We start from the raw sequence: 16,165 nt of genomic DNA, 5'->3' as shown, positions 1-16,165 counted from the left end.
AGGGCCCGCCGTCGGCAATACGGGAAACCCCATATAGCCTGAAATATCCCAACCCTGCGCGTCATCATAACGCAAAACAAATCATGGCAATGGCATTAAATCTATCAATTTGCGCGCGGCGTTCTCCAGTTGCTGGCGGCCGTTGTCGCCGTCGCCCAATTCCTGCTGGCCCTGCCACAGCACAGTGCCGTCGGCGCTGTTGACCACTTCCAGCGCCAGCGTGCGCACGGTGCGCACCTGGTAGTCCGGCGACCAGTACATGCCGCCGCCGTAGCGCCAATCTCGCCAGCCGCCGGCATACCAGCGATCCGCCGGCCAATACACCTGGCGCTGCTGGCTTTGCTTGAAACACAGCTTCCACTGAGGCCGCGTCTCATCCACTGCCGCTCCCTTCAAAGCCAGGCGATCCAGCAGCCATGCGCGCATGTCCACGCCGGCGCCGGCCGACGGCAGGCAGCTAAGCCCCACCGTGCCCGCGCCGGCCCAGGCCGGAGCGGCCGCCAGCGCGGCAAGGAGCGCCACCATCGCTGTTTTCATCTTCATGCCTCAATTCCAATAAGCCGCATCAGCATATACTGACCGCAGATAGTCGACGAAGTGCCGCACACGCGCCGGCAGTAAGCGCCGCTGCGGCACCACCGCGCATACCGGATAGTCCGGCGCGGAGAACTCGTCCAGCACCGTCACCAAGCGGCCATCGGATAGATCGTCCTTCACTTCCCACAGCGAACGCCAGGCCAAACCCAAACCCTGCAACGCCCAGTCGTGCAACACCGCGCCGTCGTTGCACTCCAGCCGGCCGGACACGCGCAGGTTCACCGCCTCGCCCTCGCGACGAAACGCCCAGCCGCGGCTCTGACTCTCCCCCAGCGACAGACAGTTGTGCTCGGCCAGGTCCTCCAGCCGGAGCGGCAAACCGTGACGCGCCAGATAGGCCGGGGCCGCTACCACCACACGACGGTTCTCCGCCAGCCGGATCGCCACCAGCGAGGAATCCGCCAGGTCTGAAATACGGATCGCGCAGTCGATGCGGTCGCGCTGCAGGTCCACCAAGCGGTCAGACAGATCCAGCGTCACCTTCACGTCCGGGTGAAGTTGCTGAAAGCCCGCGATGTGCGGCGCCACGTGCTTGCGGCCGAAACCGGCCGGCGCCGAAACCCGCAAATGACCTCGCGCGCGGCCGCTGCCGGAAGCCACCGCCGCCTCCGCGTCTTCAAGATCGGCGAGGATGCGCTGACAGTCTTCGAAAAAGGCCGCCCCCTCCTGAGTCAAGGCCAGGCTGCGCGTGCTGCGGGTCAGCAGCTTGACGCCCAGCCTCTCCTCCAGCGCGTCGATGCGCCGGCCTATGATAGCGGGCACCACCCCCTCCTGGCGCGCGGCGGCCGACAAGCTGCCCTGCGACACCACGGCGACAAAGGTCTCCAATTGTTTAAACATCCGGGCCGCCCCACGATTAGCTAACAAAAAGTAAAAGATGATATGTCTATATATGCATTTTTTTTTACGCTTTGCCTAGCTAGACTAGCCAGGTCCCGTTTCATTGTCCCAGGTCCGAATGCGGGCGCCGCCCGCCCCGGCCAACACTGCAAAGGAGTCCCAGCATGGCAGCCACGCTTCCTCAGGGGATCGAAATCCTCGCAACGCTCACCCCGGCCTACGCCGACATCCTCAGCCACGACGCGCTGGCCTTCGTCGCCAAGCTGCACCGCCGCTTCGAACCTCGCCGCCGCGAACTGATGGCCGCCCGCGCCGCGCGCCAAGCCGAGCTGGACGCGGGCAAGCTGCCGGACTTCCTGCCGGAAACCGCCGCCGTACGCGCCGGCGACTGGAAGATCGCGCCGCTGCCGGACGATTTGCTGGACCGCCGCGTGGAAATCACCGGCCCGGTAGACCGCAAGATGATGATCAACGCGCTCAATTCCGGCGCCAAGAGCTTCATGGCGGATTTCGAGGACTCCAACTGCCCGAGCTGGGACAACCAGATCAACGGCCAGATCAATGTCCGCGACGCCTACCGCAAGACCATCTCCTTCTCCAACCCCGACGGCAAGCAGTACCGGCTCAACGCCGATACCGCCACCCTGCTGCTGCGTCCGCGCGGCTGGCACCTGATGGAAAAACACGTCAAGGTAGACGGCGACATCGTCTCCGGCGCGCTGTTCGACTTCGCCTTGTCCTTCTTCCACAACATCGTATTCTTACGCAGCTTGGGCAGCTCCACTTATTACTACCTGCCCAAGATGGAAAGCCATCTGGAAGCGCGGCTGTGGAACGAGGTATTCGTGTTCGCCCAACAGGAGCTGTCCATCCCGCAGGGCACGATCAAGGCCACAGTGCTGATCGAAACCATACTCGCCGCTTTCGAAATGGACGAAATTCTGTACGAACTGCGCGAGCACAGCGCCGGCCTCAACGCCGGCCGCTGGGACTATATTTTCAGTTGCATCAAGAAATTCCGTCAGAACCGCGACTTCTGTCTGGCCAACCGCGCCCAGATCACCATGACCGTGCCCTTCATGCGCGCCTACGCGCTGCTGCTGCTGAAGACTTGCCACCGCCGCGCGGCGCCGGCGATAGGCGGCATGGCGGCGCTGATCCCGATCAAGAACGATCCGGCGGCCAATGAGAAGGCGCTGGCCGGCGTCCGGGCGGACAAGGAGCGCGACGCCGCCGACGGTTACGACGGCGGATGGGTGGCCCACCCCGGCCTGGTCCCCATCGCCGCCGAGGCCTTCGGCAAAGTGCTGGGCAACGCGCCCAACCAGATCGCCAAACAACGGCCGGACGTTCAGGTCGGCGCCGCCGAACTGCTGGACTTCCGCCCGGAAGCGCCGATCACCGAAGCCGGACTGGCGATGAACATCAATGTGGGCATCCAGTACCTGGGCGCCTGGATTTCCGGCAACGGCTGCGTTCCCATCCATAATCTGATGGAAGACGCCGCCACCGCGGAGATCTCCCGCTCTCAGATCTGGCAATGGATACGCAGCCCCAAGGGCGTGCTGGACGACGGCCGCAAAGTAACAGCCGAGCTGTTCCACCAGTTGCACGCGGCGGAAGTGGCCAAGCTCAAGGCCGAGTACGGCGCGCGCTGGACCCGCCAGTACGACGATGCCGCCGCGATGTTCTACCTGCTGACCACCTCTGACGATTTCGTCGAGTTCCTGACGCTGCCTGGATACGAATACCTGGCCTGACAGGACAGATGGATCCCGACGGCGCTAATGTCGGGATTTGTCAGCCTGGCTGCGTAGCTTTGCGGATTGAAGCCCATGGACAACGGCCCTATCATGGGCCGCTTGTCATAATTCACCTTGCAAAGCGCGCCCGCCAGTCATCTGTTCAAGCTCTGGCCACCGCTCGCGAGACAAGACGCCGCGTCCGCCGCGCGAGGTTTCACGACGCACAGCAGACTTTGAACAGACCCCACATGCAAAGCATCCTCGACTTCCAGGCCACCGTGCTCAGCACCACCGGCTACGGCCTGGCGCTGACCGCCATTATCACGATGTTCTGGCTGCGCAACCGCGGTGAGCGGGCCTTCCTGTATTTCTGCTCGGCCGGCGCCAGCGTCAGCCTGGGCGGCATGTTCAGCCTGCTACCCATCGGCCTGCCGCCATGGCCGCAACTGGTATTCAACAATCTGCTGTGGATGCTGTTTCATCCCCTCGCGCTCTGCGGCATTCGCCATCTGAACGGCAAAAGTCCGCGCGTCTGGCAAAGCCTGTTGCTGGTTGCCGCCGGCATGGCCGCCTATCTTCAAGCCGGCCCGGCCGATATGGGGGAGCGCACCATCGCGATCTGCCTGGTCTATCTGGTCGCCTGGCTGCTGGCCGCCCGCGAACTGTGGCCTGGACACTCCCGCATCGCCGGCGCCGGCCGCAAAATGGCGCTGGCGGTCAGCCTGCTTTATGCCCTGCTGGCGCTGGCGCGCATCGTGCACGCCATCTGGGCCGGCAACATTTACAACGCCGACTCCATGAGCTTTTCCATGCTCAGTTCTCTAGGCATGCACTGGCTTAGTTTCAGCTTCATCTTGTGCGCGCTGTACATCTGCTACGAACGCGCGCTGGAACGGACCCAGCATCAGGCCAGTCACGACGGCCTGACCAATCTGCTCAACCAGCGCGGCTTCCGCGAACTGGCCGAGGCCGCCTGCCGCCGCGCCTGGCGCGAGCGCAAGCCGCTGGCCCTGCTGCTCTTGGACGTCGATCACTTCAAAAGCATCAATGACCGCCACGGCCACCAATGCGGCGATCTGGTGCTGCAACAACTGGCCGCCTGTCTGCGCGCCCAAGCGCGCGCCGGCGACATAGTGGGCCGTTACGGCGGCGAGGAATTCGTGATGCTGCTGCCGCGCACCGGCTTGCACGACGCTCACGCGGCAGCTCAACGCCTCATGCGAGCGGTGGCCGATCTGCGGCCGCAACCTGCCTCAGCCGCCCCGCCCTTGCGCATCAGCGTCAGCATTGGCGTGGCCAGCACCAGCCAGCAGCCTTATGATGGCCTGTCCAGCCTGTTCCGCGCCGCGGACAGCCAGCTCTATCGGGCCAAACGTAACGGCCGCAACCGGATAGAACTGGCCGAAGGACAGTATGCCGTCGGAAACTTTTCTCGGGCATGATGGGCCTACACACTGCGAATCGGACTTTTCCGATCAAGACAACAATGTCATGGGAATCGACACATGAACAAACAGACTCTCTTGCTTGCCAGCTTAGGAACCCTGCTCGCCGTCAGCGCCGCCCCGGCCCTGGCCGACGCCACCCAGCTCAATCTGTCCGCCAGCGCCCAGCGCGAAGTGCCCAACGACCAGATCAGCGCCACCTTCTACCAGCAAATGAGCAACGCCCAGCCGGCGGTGCTGGCCGATAGGCTTAACAAGGCCGCCGCCCAGGGCATCGCTCTGGGCAAAACCTATACCAAAGTGCAGCTGTCCAGCGGCGGCTACAACACCTGGCCCAATTACGACAAAAACGGCAAGATCCAGGGCTGGCAAGGCCGGGTGGAAATCCAGCTGAAAAGCCGCGATTTCGCCCAGGCCGCCGAACTGATGGCCAAACTGCAACAGAACTTATTGCTGCAAGGACTGCAGTTCAGCGTATCCGACCAGGCGCGCAAGGAAGCGGAGCAGAGCATGCTGCCGGAAGCCATCGCCAACCTGGAAGCCCAAGCCAAGATCGCCGCCAAGGCCATCGGAAAAAATGTCAGCAATATCAAGGAACTGGATATTGGAAGCCAGTCCCCCATCTTTCGTCCGCCTATGATGATGAAAGCCGCCGGCATGGCCGCCAACGCGGAAGTGGCGCAACCGGACCTGCAGCCAGGACAATCTCAACTGCAACTGCAAGTCAGCGGCAAGGTGGAGTTGAAGTAAGCCTTCCAGCCGCCACGGCATTGCGCTAAAGTAGTCGCTCGCCGGGCCTTATCCGTCCGGCGAGCACTTCGCCTGCCATCATCCAGAACGACCCGAAACATGAAACTGATCGCCTCGTTGACCAGCCCCTACGCCCGCAAGGTGCGCATCGTGCTGGCCGAAAAGAAAATAGACTGCCCGCTGGAGGAAGACGTGCCATGGAACGCGGACACCCGCGTTGGCGACTACAATCCTCTGGGCAAGGTGCCGGTTCTGGAACTAGATGACGGCTCGACGCTCTACGACTCGCGCGTCATCGCCGAGTATCTGGATAACATCTCGCCGGTATCGCGCATTCTTCCCCAGGAAAACCGCCTGCTGATCGCTACTCGGCGCTGGGAAGCGCTGGCCGACGGCATCGTCGACGCCGCGGTGGCCATCGTGCTGGAAAAACGCCGCCCGGACGATAAGCAGATGCAGGAAGCTATCACCCGCCAACGCGGCAAGATAGACCGCGGCCTGGCCGCGCTCGCCGCCGATCTGGCTGACCGCCAGTGGTGCAACGGCGTGGGCTACAGCCTGGCCGACATCGCCGTCGGCGCCTGCCTGGGCTATCTGGACTTCCGCTTCCCGGAAATAGACTGGCGCGACAGCCACCCCAATCTGGCCAGTCTACTGGAGAGGCTGATGACGCGGCCGTCCTTCGCCGACACGCTGCCACCGACCGCTTGAATCGCGCCGCCGCCAAGAAAAACCGGGCCTGAGCCCGGTTTTTTCATGCCTGTGCCCGCACAACGGATCGTGAACGACACTCAGCCAGGCCGCGGCGCCAGCATGATGATGGCCATCCCGCACAAGGCCACCGCCGCGCCGGCAATGTCCCAGCCGCTGGGCCGCACGCCGTCCACCAGCCACAGCCACAACAGCGCCACCGCCACGTAAACGCCGCCGTAAGCGGCGTAAACCCGGCCCGCGGCCGCCGGATGCAGGGTCAGCAGCCAGACGAACAGCATCAGCGACAACCCGGCCGGCAGCAACAGCCACCACGGCCCCTCCTTGCGCAGCCACAGCCAGGGCAAGTAACAGCCGACGATTTCCGCCACCGCGGTCAGGCCGAACAAGAGCAATAATTTCAAAGCATTCAACATGGGGTCTCGCTGCGCGCCGGCATCAGATCAGGCCGGCGGCGATATTGATCATCAAGGCCAACACCGTGGCGTTGAAAAAGAAGGACAGCACGCAATGCAGCGTGCCCACCTTGCGCATGGCGCTGGTGGTGTAGCTGACGTCGGCCGTCTGTCCGGACGTGCCTATGATGCAGGCGAAATAGAGGAAGTCGCCGTAATCCGGCTCCTCCTTACCGGGAAACTCCAGGCCCGGCGCCAGGCCGCGCGCGTGGGCGGCGTAGTAGGCCCGCGCGTAATGCAGCGCGAACATCACGTGAATAAAGGCCCAGGAGGAAAAAATGGTCAGGATGGCCAGCGCGACGTGGACGGCGCGCGGCCAGCCGTGCAGGTCCTTGACCGCCGCCAGCTCCAGCACGATGGCGGCCAGGCTGGCCAGCGCCGCCAAAACGGCCAGCGTCATCACCAGCGTCTGCCCCTCGTCCTCCAGCCTGGCCCAATGGCGGATGTGCTGACGGCCCTCGCTGAACATCATCCAGGCCACCAGCGCCAGATAGAGCGCGGCGCCGGCGTTCCAGCCGACGATGTAGCGGGTGATCTCCCGCATCGGCAACAGCCAGGGCAGCGCCAGCACGGTCAGCAGGCCGACGGCGGCGGCGATCGCCAGCCGCGGACGGGCCAGCAGCATGCGCGCCGGCGCGAACCGGCGGATGGAGCGAAACAGGACGGACATGGCGGCGAGACTCCCCGACGATGGACAGGGCCTCAGTGTACCCATCCCGGCGCGGGCGGCAAGCCCTCGCCGCTCAAGCCGGCGGTTCGCTGAAGCGCCGGGTGAACAAGCGGCGGAAGGTCTCGAACTCGCCCGGCGCCAGCGTCAGCCGGCATTGCCTGCCGTTGCGGGTCTCGGTCAGCGCGTCCTCGGTCAGCACCCGGCTGCCTTCGGCGGTCAGCAAAGCCATCAGCCGGGTCTTGTTGAACGGCGAACGCGGGTCTTCGGAGATGCGGCGCTGGATCTCGCTCAGCGCGCCGCAATCGGCGATCTCATCGTCCAGGTCGAAGCCGTAGGCGATGCGCCAGCCCTCGCCCGGCGGCCGCCGCTCCAGTTGCGCGAAGCCGGCGCCGGCCGGCCAGGCCACCCGGTAGTCGCCGTTGGCGGAGCGCGCCACTTCGCCGCACAGCGGCACCATGCGCAGCGGCTGCTTGAGGCCGTAGCCGCAATCCAGCAGATAGCCCTGGCCTTGATGCCACAGCAGAATGGCGACATGGGTGCCTCCCAGCGGCAACCAGTCCTGGCTGTCTTCATCGAAGATCGTCGCGCGGATCAGGCTGGCTTCCAGGCCGTTGCGGCGCAGGAAGAGATAAAGCAAGGGATTGAGTTCGTAACATAGGCCGCCTTCATCGCGCAGCGCGATTTTTTCCAGCAGGCTGTGCTCGCTGATAGGCTCGGGCCCGCCCTGGAACAGGCTCAGGTTTTCAAACGGCAGGCTCAAGGCCGTCTCGCGCAGCAAGGCGTCGATGTCTTCGAAAGCCAGCGGCCGCTGCGCGTCCCAGCCGATGCGGGCCCGAAATAGAGCGTTGATGTCCGGCATAGTCCCTCCCGTCTAACTTCAGACAGGCAATCTAACAGCCGTCGGACGGGATCGACAGATCAATTATCCGGGCGAAACGTTCAAAAAATTTGATGGTCCGCGCCCGCTACGCTCAAACATTGCTCACCACCAGTGTTCCAGCTGCACCCCGAAGGTGGAGCCGCTCAGCGCATGGCCGAAGGCGCCGCCGTCGGCCAAAGTCGAGCCGGGCGCGGCCGCCTGCTGGGCGGCGCGGTTCCAGCGCGCGTAGGTGTAGAAGAAACGCAGTTCCGGCCGGCTCCAGAACGCCTTATCCAGCGCCAAGGTCGGCGCAATGGTGAACTTGCTCAGGGTGCGGACTTGGCCATCGGCGGCCTTGACCCGGTCGAAGCCCACTTCGGCCGCCAGCTTGAAGCGCTCGCCAAAGGCGTAGACCGGCCGCGCGCCGGCCGACCACCAGGTCTGCCCACCGTCCGGCCGCGCGTCGCGTTGCCAGGCCAGCATCAACTGGCCGCCGAATTCTCGCGTGGCTTGCCAGTCCAGCGCCTCCACCAGCCGGCTGCGTCGCGTGCCGCTGTCGCTGACGAGACTGCCGGTGCCGCCCAGGCCGGTGCCCGGCCCCACCCCGTATTGCAACGCAAACAGGTTGCGTCCGCCCAATACGCCTTTTTGCTCGTGCAAGGCGCTGAGCGACCAGCCGCTGTTCGCGCCCGTCACCTGGCCAGCGCGCTGGATGTAGCTGAGGCCCAGAGTCAACTCGCCGCCGGGATTGACGGCGATGCCGCCCAATTGCAGATCATGCTTATTAGCCTGATCCGCCTGCCACCAATTGTCGTTGCGCGAGAAGGCGTAGCTGAGCTTGAGCGCTTGGCCCAATTTGAAATCCTCCAAACCGAAACCGGTGCCGCTGGGGTTCCAGAAATAGAAGTCGGCGATATGCACGTCGTGCCGCTTGTAGTAGCGCCGCCCCGCCCACAGCGTGGCGCCGTTCAGTTCCGGGATATCGCTCCACTTGGCGTAGGCCTGCGGCAAGCGGACATTGCCATTGTCGCCCTGGAAAGTCAGCGAATGGCCGTTGCGGTTGTACAGGCTGGCCATGCCCACCACGCTGAGCTTGCTGCCGTTTTCGGCCTGGAACAGCTGCTGGCCCAGTTCCAGCTCGGCGTACTGCTCGCATTCGTTGCCCAGCCGGTACTTGGTTTCGGCGCCGGCCAGCTGAAAGCAGCTCTGCTTGCCGCCGCTGTCGGAACCGCCGGCGCCCAGGCGGGCGTAGCCGTGAAAATCCAGTGCTTGCGCGGCGGCGGGCAGCAGCAGGGGGGCGGACAAGGCCAGCAAGGCCAGGCCGCGGGGGGTGAATTGAGTCATTGTTCTCTCCATTTCCCTTAGTTTTGGGCACAACGCGGCCTGCCGGCCGGGAATGCCGGCAGCTCGCAGAGGATTAACTCCTCGAAAATTCTGAGGCTCAGTTCAGAACGGCGCGGTAGATCAACGATTCGTAAGGCCGCAGCCGCGCCCGGGCGGGATGAGCCGCCGCGTCGGCGTAATTGGCGCACAGCAACTGCCAGGCATGGTCCGGACTCAGGTAGTCGGCAGGCGGCGAGTAATCTCGCTCCTCGGCGCTGAAATTGCTGATGATCAGCAGCTTCTCGCGCTCGCCGGTCCGCGCGTAGACCCACAGCGCCGGATCCTCCGGCGTCAGGCAGCGGTAATCGCCGTCGCTGAAGATCGGGTATTGCTTGCGCAGCGCGATCAAGCGCCGGTAGTGCTGCAGCACCGAGTCCGGATCGCGACGCGCGGCGGCGACGTTCACCGTCGCCGCGTCCGGCGCCAGCCCTATCCACGGTTCACGCCGCGAAAAGCCGGCGAAACGGCTGTCGTCCCATTGCATCGGCGTACGTGAGTTGTCGCGCGACTTCTGCCTGATCGCCGCCATCGCCTGCTCGCGGTCCAGGCCGCTAGCCAGCAACTGGCGATAAGCATTGTGGGTTTCCACATCTCTGTAGTCTTCGATGTCGGAGAAACCGGGGTTGGCCATACCGATTTCCTCGCCCTGATAGATGTAGGGCGTGCCTTGCAGGCCGTGCAGCGTGGACGCCAGCATCTTGGCGGACTCCACGCGGTAGCGGCCGGCGTCGCCGAAGCGCGACACCACTCGCGGCTGGTCGTGGTTGCACCAGAACAGAGCGTTCCAGCCGCCGCCCTCGTGCATGCCGCGCTGCCAGTCAGACAGAATGCGCTTGAGCGCGATGAAGTCGAAGGGCGCGGCCCGCCACTTCTCGCCGTCCGGATAATCCACTTTCAAGTGGTGAAAGTTGAAGGTCATCGACAGTTCGCGCCGCTCGGGGTGCGAATAGGCGACGCAATGCTCCAGCGAGGTGGACGACATCTCGCCCACTGTCATCAAATCCCGGCCGGCGAACACTTCGCGGTGCATCTGCTGCAGGTATTCATGCACTCGCGGGCCGTCGGTGTAGAAATGGCGGCCGTCGCTGTCGTCCTCGGAGAAAGCCGGATCCTTGGAGATCAGATTGATCACATCCAGCCGGAAGCCGGACACGCCCTTGTCCGCCCAGAAATTCATCATGTCGAACACCGCGCGCCGCACCGCCGGGTTGTCCCAGTTCAGGTCCGCCTGCGTTTTGTCGAACAGGTGCAGATAATACTGACCGCTAGCCTCGTCCCGCTCCCAGGCGGAACCGCCGAACTTGGAGCGCCAGTTGTTGGGCCTGTCCCGCCAGATATAGAAGTCTCGATAGGGATTGTCCCTACCCTGCAACGCCTGACGGAACCAGGGGTGATCGGTGGAGGTATGGTTGACCACGATGTCCAGCATCACCCCGATGCCGCGCAGCCGGGCCTCGGCCAGCAATAGCTCGAAATCGGCCATGCTGCCGTAAGCCGGATCGATCGCGTAGTAATCGCTGACGTCGTAGCCGTTGTCGCGCTGCGGCGAACGATAGAACGGCGTCAGCCATATATAATCCACCCCCAGCCAGGCCAGGTAATCCAGCTTGTCCGCCACGCCCAGCAAATCGCCGGTGGCCGCTCCGTGGTGGCTGTAAAAGCTCTTGGGGTAGATCTGGTACACCACCGCGGATTTCAGATTCTTCTTCATCGGAACGGCTTTCGTATCAGGACTGCGGCAACTGGCGGCGCGCCAATACCCAGGTCAGAGCGAACGGCGCCACCAGAGCCACCACCATGCCCACCATGAACATCGGAATCTGCTGCGGGATGATGGAGATGAAGGCCGGCAAGCCGCCGACGCCGATCGCCGAAGCGCGCACGTGGCTGAGGGTGATGGTGGCGGCCGCCAGCGCCGAGCCGACAAGCGCCGCGTAGAACGGCAGCTTGTAGCGCAGGTTGACGCCGAACATCGCCGGCTCGGTGATGCCGAAGAAGGCGGAAATCGCCGAGGTGGACGCCATGCTCTTCTCATTGCTGGCGCGCGCCAGCCAGAACATCGCCAGCGCGGCGCTGCCTTGGGCGATATTGGACAAGGCGATCATCGGCCAGATGAAGGTGCCGCCCTGATTGGCGATCAGCTGCAAATCCACCGCGATGAACATATGGTGCATGCCGGTCAACACCAGCGGCGCGTACAAGGCGCCGAACAACATCGCGCCCAGCAGCGGCGCCAGGTTGAACACATAAACCAGCGCATCGGTAATGGCGATGCCCAGGTGGCGCGCCACCGGACCAATCACCGCCAGCGCCAGCACGCCGCTCACCACGATGGTGACGATGGGCACCACCAGCAACTGGATGGAATTGGGCACCCGCGGCCGCAGCCACAGCTCCACCTTACACATCACCCAGGTGGCGGCCAAGATGGGCAGAATCTGGCCTTGATAACCCACTTTCTCGATACGGAACCAGCCCAGCACATCGAAATACGGCAGCGCCGCGCCATCCAGCCCGGCGGCGGCCTTGCCGTAGTTCCAGGCGTTGAGCAGATCCGGATGCACCAGCAGCAGGCCCAGCACGATGCCCAGCACCTCGCTGCCGCCAAAGCGCTTGGCAGCGGACCAGCCCACCAGCGCCGGCAGGAACACAAAGGAGGTGTTGGCCATCATGTTGATCAGCCCCCACACCCCGTCCAGGCCCGGGTAGGCGTCCAGCAGGCTCTTGCCGTCGATGAACATGCCCTTGGCGCCCAGCAGATTGTTCAGCCCCATCAGCAGGCCGGCCACGATGATGGCGGGCAGGATGGGCATGAACACATCGGAGAACACTTTGACCAGCTGCTGCAAACGACCCTGCTTCTGATCGCCGCTGGACTTGACCTCGGCCACCGTAGCGCGTTGCAGCGCCGCCAGCTCGATCAAGGGCTGGTAGACCCGGTCCACGTCGCCGGAACCGATCACTATCTGGAACACGCCGCCGTGGCTGAACTGACCCTTGATCAACTCCACCTGGCGCAGCGCCTCCTGGTCCACCCGGCTTTCGTCCTTCAAGGACAAGCGCAGCCGGGTAATGCAGTGCGCGGCCTGTTGCAGGTTGTCGCGGCCGCCCACCGCTTCGAGTATCCGCGCGGCGATCTTCTGGTAATCGTGGCTCATCTGAGGGTCCCTGTATCTCTCGGCCTGCCGGTCTGCGCCGTCTAGCCCGTTATCAAACCTGGCGGCGGTATTGGCAAGCGCCGCCGATGCTGATGGCACGCTAACTGGTACAGACGAGTTGTGTCAATACTCGTATAGACGAGTTTGCGCAAAATCAAACGCGCCGGTGCGCTAACGCAACAGGCGCCATAAATCGCTTCAGATCAAGGAATGACGGCGAGCGCCGCCGGGCCGCTATTTACGGCGGGCGACGTCGGAGAAGAAGAATTTGTCCAGCCGATGGCGGGATTCGGTGTATTCGAACTGCCGGCCGTCGTAGAGATGGGTGTGGTTCTTGACCACGATCACGTGGTCCATGCCGTTCAGGTCCAGGTAGCGGCGGTCGTCGTCGTTGCAGGCCTGCGCCTCTATCACCCGGCGGGCGTAGCTGATGTTCAGGCCCAGCCGCTGTTCGATGAACTCGTAGATGGAGCCGGCGGCGGCTTCACGGTCCAGCCCCGGCACCAGGCTGGCGACGAAATAGTTGATGTCCAGGATCACGTTTTCATTGTCGATATTGCGCACCCGCTTGATCTTGAGCAGCGGGGTTTTCTCGCGCACGTCCAGCAGCTTGGCCAGTTGCGCATCCGCCGGCACCGTCTCCATCTCCGCCACCCGGGAACTGACGCGGCGGCCCAGGTGCTGGTGCGCCTCCTTGAAGCTGACGATGCCGCTGAGCTGGAATTCGATATTGCCGGAGCGCAGTACAAACACGCCCTTGCCGTGGATTTTCTGCACATAACCGCGCTCCTGCAGCATGTCCACCGCTTTGCGCACGGTGCCGCGGCTGGCCTCGTAGCCCTGCATCAGTTCGGTTTCGGAAGGAATGCGGTCGCCTTGCTGGTAACGCTGGTTGTCGATGTCGGCGACGATGTCGGAAAAGATTTGGCTGTATTTGTTCACGGCATGGATTCGGCAAGATCTGGCGGAGCGCCCCAGTCCGGCAGTCTGCCTCAAGCGCGAGCGGCGCGCCAGTCCGGTCCGGACGCTCTTGCGCCATGCGCAATAGTGCATTGCTCGCGGCGGCTATTCCGCCCGCTGCTGCTGCGGCGCACACTGGCCCCTCCTTCACGCATCCCCATGGAGAACAAAATGTCCCCGTCCGATACCCTTCGTCCGCCGCTGCCACCTTTCGACCGCGCCGGCGCCGTCCTCAAAGTCCGCCTGGCCGAAGACGGCTGGAACAGCCGCAACCCGGAACAAGTGGCTCAGGCCTATACCGAAGACAGCCAGTGGCGCAACCGCGCCGAATTCCCGCACGGCCGCGCGCAGATCGTCGACTTCCTCGCCGGCAAATGGCGGCGCGAACATGAATACCGGCTGATCAAGGAACTATGGGCCCACGACGGCGAGCGCATCGCGGTGCGCTTCGCCTACGAATGGCGGAACGAGGCCGGCCAGTGGTTCCGTTCCTACGGCAACGAAAACTGGGAGTTCGCCGCCGACGGCCTGATGCGGCGTCGTTACGCCTGCATCAACGATCTAGCCATCCGCGAGGACGAGCGCCTGTTCCACTGGCCGCTGGGACGCAGGCCGGACGATCATCCCGGCCTGAGCGAGCTGGGCTTGTAAACAAGACCTAGGCAGCCCTCACTCCGCGAAGCAGGCATCTTCCAACAACATGTCCTCGAAGAAAGCGCCGAAGGGCCGGGACGGATGGCGGATGTGGATTTCCAACACCCACAGCATGCGCGCCGGCGTGAAGTCCACCTCCGCCAGCGGCCCCTCGTGAATGGCCGCGTGCGGGAAATCCGCCAGCCGATGGCCGGATAGGTCCAGGTTCAGTTCCCAGCCGCGGGCGGTGGCGCAGTCCTCGGCGAAGCGGTACAGCTCGCGCCCGCTACAGCCCTCGCTCGCCCATTTGCGCCTCACCTCGTGGAAGATGGCGCGGGCGTCGGCGGCGCAGCGCGCCATCTCCGGATCGGCGCCGGTGACGAAGCTGTCGCCACCGTCGCCCTCCCACTGTTTCCACACCGGGCCGATGTCGATGAAGAAAATATCGTCGTCGCCCAGACGCACGCCGGGATCGGAGGCCGCGCCGAAAGTCTTCAGCGTGTTGCGGCCAAAGCGCACGTAGACGTCGTGCCAGCCGCGCAGCATGCCGCGCTCGGCCAGGATGTCCTTGGCCTGTTCCACCGCGTCCTCCTCCAGCATTCCGGGTTGCATCGCCGCGGCGATCAGCACAATCGCCTGTCGGGTTTTATCGCGCACCGCCATCAATTGCCTCGGGTCAAAAGCCGGCCCCACGCCTTCCAAAGCCGATTGCCGAATATTTGCTTCCATTTCATGCTCCTTTGCTAAATACGGGCAGGCGGCCGCCTACCCTGGAATGACAACGCTCAGACCCTGCAAACGCGGATGCAAGGCGATCTGGCAGGCCAACCGGCTGTGGCCGTCGCCGGCTTCCAGCGCCGCCAACAGCCGCCGCTCCGCACGCTCCATCGCCGGCAAACGCGGCAGCCAGTCCCGCTCGACGCGAACCAGGCAAGTGCCGCAGGCGGCCTGCCCGCCGCAAACGCCGCGCATCAGCCCGGCGGCGGCCAGCGCCTTCATCAGGCTGCCGGAAGCGGCCACCTCCAGCCGCCGCTCCCCGCCGTCCGCGACGCGCACGCTTAAAGCCATCGCTTCCAAGGCTGGCGCGGCTGAAACCGCCGGCTGAAACGCGTCGGCCAGGAAGTGCTCCTCCGGCAGGCCGCACTCCCGCGACAACAACTGACGCGCCGCGTCCACCATTGCCGGCGCCCCGCAGGCGTAGGCCTCGGCAACGCGCAAACAGAGGTAATCCTCCGCCGCCGCCTGCTGGACGAAGCCGCGCCGTCCATGCCAGCCCGGCCCGGCCTCGGACAGCACCGGCTCGAAACGAAAGCCCGGACGCTCGCGCTCCCACGCCCGCATCTCCTCAAGCAAATACAGGTCGTCCGCGTTGCGGCCGCCCCAATACAAGGTCACGGGTCGCGTTCCGGGCACTCCCAGCCCCTGCTGCAACATCGCCCGCAGCGGCGCGATGCCGGTGCCGGTCGCCAACATCAACGACCGCTCGGCGCCGGAGTCCTCCCGCCACACGCAATCGCCGTATGGCCCCTCCAGCCATAGCGTGTCTCCCGGCCGCGCTTGCCGGCGCAACCACTCGGAAAAAGCGCCGCCCGGCTGTAGCCTCACATGCAGCTCGATATCGCCATCGGCTCGCGGAGCCGCCGCCATCGAATAACTGCGCGTCAGCCCGCCCGGAGCCGTCACCGAAACGAACTGCCCGCTGCGAAAACACAGCGGCGCCGCGTCAACGCACTCCAACCGCAATCGGCAGACATCGCGTCCCAAGCGCTCCATTGCCGCCAGCCGGTAGCCGCGCGCGCCGCTGTCTTCCTGTTCCCTCATTTGCCACTCCTTGATATCTCGCGCGCCGCGTCGGCGGCGCAGATGAACGACTAGACTTTAGGCCGCCTTTGGACCAGCAAAAACATCCAGTTTTGATAAGATTGATGGTCCAGAACCAAAATAAGCACATTAGGGAAG

16 protein-coding genes are annotated in these 16,165 nt (G+C 64.3%); 5 read left to right on the top strand and 11 right to left on the bottom strand.

Going from position 1 to position 16,165, the window contains the following annotated elements; genetic code table 11:
• Positions 1 to 81: 81 nt before the first annotated feature.
• Positions 82 to 543 (bottom strand): DUF4136 domain-containing protein, encoded by a 462-nt coding sequence (locus GYH29_RS04415; protein ID WP_152596928.1) that lies wholly within the window; start codon positions 541 to 543, stop codon positions 82 to 84.
• 3 nt (positions 544 to 546) lie between these two features.
• Positions 547 to 1,437 carry a LysR family transcriptional regulator gene (locus GYH29_RS04410; protein WP_019104234.1) on the bottom strand — a complete coding sequence of 297 codons (891 nt, stop codon included), beginning with the start codon at positions 1,435 to 1,437 and terminating at the stop codon, positions 547 to 549.
• A 164-nt stretch (positions 1,438 to 1,601) separates the two neighbouring features.
• On the opposite strand from GYH29_RS04410, the gene aceB reads away from it, so the two are divergent.
• From aceB to GYH29_RS04390, 4 genes are all read left to right on the top strand, one after another.
• Positions 1,602 to 3,197 carry a malate synthase A gene (gene aceB, locus GYH29_RS04405; protein ID WP_161523222.1) on the top strand — a complete coding sequence of 532 codons (1,596 nt, stop codon included), beginning with the start codon at positions 1,602 to 1,604 and terminating at the stop codon, positions 3,195 to 3,197.
• A gap of 233 nt (positions 3,198 to 3,430) precedes the next feature.
• Entirely contained in the window at positions 3,431 to 4,624 is a 1,194-nt protein-coding gene (locus tag GYH29_RS04400) for a GGDEF domain-containing protein (protein WP_019104236.1), read from the top strand.
• A gap of 63 nt (positions 4,625 to 4,687) precedes the next feature.
• A complete protein-coding gene (locus tag GYH29_RS04395) occupies positions 4,688 to 5,377 on the top strand; it encodes an SIMPL domain-containing protein (protein ID WP_019104237.1) in 690 nt (229 codons plus the stop codon).
• A gap of 99 nt (positions 5,378 to 5,476) precedes the next feature.
• A complete protein-coding gene (locus GYH29_RS04390) occupies positions 5,477 to 6,088 on the top strand; it encodes a glutathione S-transferase (RefSeq protein ID WP_019104238.1) in 612 nt (203 codons plus the stop codon).
• A gap of 80 nt (positions 6,089 to 6,168) precedes the next feature.
• On the opposite strand, the gene GYH29_RS04385 is transcribed toward GYH29_RS04390, so the two are convergent.
• The 7 genes from GYH29_RS04385 to treR form a co-directional block, all read right to left on the bottom strand.
• Positions 6,169 to 6,504 (bottom strand): YnfA family protein, encoded by a 336-nt coding sequence (locus GYH29_RS04385; protein ID WP_039756656.1) that lies wholly within the window; start codon positions 6,502 to 6,504, stop codon positions 6,169 to 6,171.
• Between the two features lie 22 nt (positions 6,505 to 6,526).
• Positions 6,527 to 7,213 carry a DUF1345 domain-containing protein gene (locus tag GYH29_RS04380; RefSeq protein WP_019104240.1) on the bottom strand — a complete coding sequence of 229 codons (687 nt, stop codon included), beginning with the start codon at positions 7,211 to 7,213 and terminating at the stop codon, positions 6,527 to 6,529.
• Between the two features lie 73 nt (positions 7,214 to 7,286).
• Positions 7,287 to 8,072, bottom strand: a complete 786-nt coding sequence (locus GYH29_RS04375) for an arylamine N-acetyltransferase family protein (RefSeq protein ID WP_019104241.1) — start codon at positions 8,070 to 8,072, stop codon at positions 7,287 to 7,289.
• Positions 8,073 to 8,195: 123 nt separating this feature from the next.
• On the bottom strand, positions 8,196 to 9,416 hold the full coding sequence (locus GYH29_RS04370; RefSeq protein WP_019104242.1) for a maltoporin: 1,221 nt from the start codon (positions 9,414 to 9,416) through the stop codon (positions 8,196 to 8,198).
• 97 nt (positions 9,417 to 9,513) lie between these two features.
• Positions 9,514 to 11,166: an alpha,alpha-phosphotrehalase gene (treC, locus tag GYH29_RS04365; protein ID WP_019104243.1), complete on the bottom strand. Its 1,653-nt coding sequence runs from the start codon at positions 11,164 to 11,166 to the stop codon at positions 9,514 to 9,516.
• 16 nt (positions 11,167 to 11,182) lie between these two features.
• The gene (treP, locus tag GYH29_RS04360; protein WP_043591953.1) at positions 11,183 to 12,613 is read right to left on the bottom strand and encodes a PTS system trehalose-specific EIIBC component; all 1,431 of its coding nucleotides are present in this window, start codon (positions 12,611 to 12,613) and stop codon (positions 11,183 to 11,185) included.
• Positions 12,614 to 12,847: 234 nt separating this feature from the next.
• Positions 12,848 to 13,555: a trehalose operon repressor gene (gene treR / locus GYH29_RS04355; RefSeq protein ID WP_019104245.1), complete on the bottom strand. Its 708-nt coding sequence runs from the start codon at positions 13,553 to 13,555 to the stop codon at positions 12,848 to 12,850.
• 189 nt (positions 13,556 to 13,744) lie between these two features.
• Here treR and GYH29_RS04350 point away from each other — a divergent pair, with 189 nt between their 5' ends.
• The gene (locus tag GYH29_RS04350) at positions 13,745 to 14,224 is read left to right on the top strand and encodes a nuclear transport factor 2 family protein (RefSeq protein WP_043591956.1); all 480 of its coding nucleotides are present in this window, start codon (positions 13,745 to 13,747) and stop codon (positions 14,222 to 14,224) included.
• Positions 14,225 to 14,242: 18 nt separating this feature from the next.
• On the opposite strand, the gene GYH29_RS04345 is transcribed toward GYH29_RS04350, so the two are convergent.
• Complete coding sequence (locus GYH29_RS04345) at positions 14,243 to 14,935, bottom strand: M24 family metallopeptidase (protein WP_043591958.1); 693 nt, start codon at positions 14,933 to 14,935, stop codon at positions 14,243 to 14,245.
• A gap of 36 nt (positions 14,936 to 14,971) precedes the next feature.
• Positions 14,972 to 16,027, bottom strand: a complete 1,056-nt coding sequence (locus GYH29_RS04340; protein WP_052052077.1) for an NAD(P)H-flavin reductase — start codon at positions 16,025 to 16,027, stop codon at positions 14,972 to 14,974.
• Positions 16,028 to 16,165: the final 138 nt, after the last annotated feature.

Origin of the sequence: Chromobacterium haemolyticum (assembly GCF_009936155.1) — a bacterium.
In the GTDB taxonomy this organism is placed as follows: Bacteria; Pseudomonadota; Gammaproteobacteria; order Burkholderiales; family Chromobacteriaceae; genus Chromobacterium; species Chromobacterium haemolyticum.
This window is presented reverse-complemented; position numbering and strand designations above follow the sequence as displayed.

Coding starts and splice junctions, on each gene's coding strand:
- GYH29_RS04400 (WP_019104236.1), top strand. CDS start 3,431: ATGCAAAGCATCCTCGACTTCCAGGCCACCGTGCTCAGCACCACCGGC.
- GYH29_RS04370 (WP_019104242.1), bottom strand. CDS start 9,416: ATGACTCAATTCACCCCCCGCGGCCTGGCCTTGCTGGCCTTGTCCGCC.
- treC (WP_019104243.1), bottom strand. CDS start 11,166: ATGAAGAAGAATCTGAAATCCGCGGTGGTGTACCAGATCTACCCCAAG.
- treP (WP_043591953.1), bottom strand. CDS start 12,613: ATGAGCCACGATTACCAGAAGATCGCCGCGCGGATACTCGAAGCGGTG.
- aceB (WP_161523222.1), top strand. CDS start 1,602: ATGGCAGCCACGCTTCCTCAGGGGATCGAAATCCTCGCAACGCTCACC.
- GYH29_RS04395 (WP_019104237.1), top strand. CDS start 4,688: ATGAACAAACAGACTCTCTTGCTTGCCAGCTTAGGAACCCTGCTCGCC.
- GYH29_RS04350 (WP_043591956.1), top strand. CDS start 13,745: ATGTCCCCGTCCGATACCCTTCGTCCGCCGCTGCCACCTTTCGACCGC.
- GYH29_RS04390 (WP_019104238.1), top strand. CDS start 5,477: ATGAAACTGATCGCCTCGTTGACCAGCCCCTACGCCCGCAAGGTGCGC.
- GYH29_RS04380 (WP_019104240.1), bottom strand. CDS start 7,213: ATGTCCGTCCTGTTTCGCTCCATCCGCCGGTTCGCGCCGGCGCGCATG.
- GYH29_RS04410 (WP_019104234.1), bottom strand. CDS start 1,437: ATGTTTAAACAATTGGAGACCTTTGTCGCCGTGGTGTCGCAGGGCAGC.
- GYH29_RS04375 (WP_019104241.1), bottom strand. CDS start 8,072: ATGCCGGACATCAACGCTCTATTTCGGGCCCGCATCGGCTGGGACGCG.
- GYH29_RS04385 (WP_039756656.1), bottom strand. CDS start 6,504: ATGTTGAATGCTTTGAAATTATTGCTCTTGTTCGGCCTGACCGCGGTG.
- GYH29_RS04345 (WP_043591958.1), bottom strand. CDS start 14,935: ATGGAAGCAAATATTCGGCAATCGGCTTTGGAAGGCGTGGGGCCGGCT.
- GYH29_RS04340 (WP_052052077.1), bottom strand. CDS start 16,027: ATGAGGGAACAGGAAGACAGCGGCGCGCGCGGCTACCGGCTGGCGGCA.
- GYH29_RS04415 (WP_152596928.1), bottom strand. CDS start 543: ATGAAGATGAAAACAGCGATGGTGGCGCTCCTTGCCGCGCTGGCGGCC.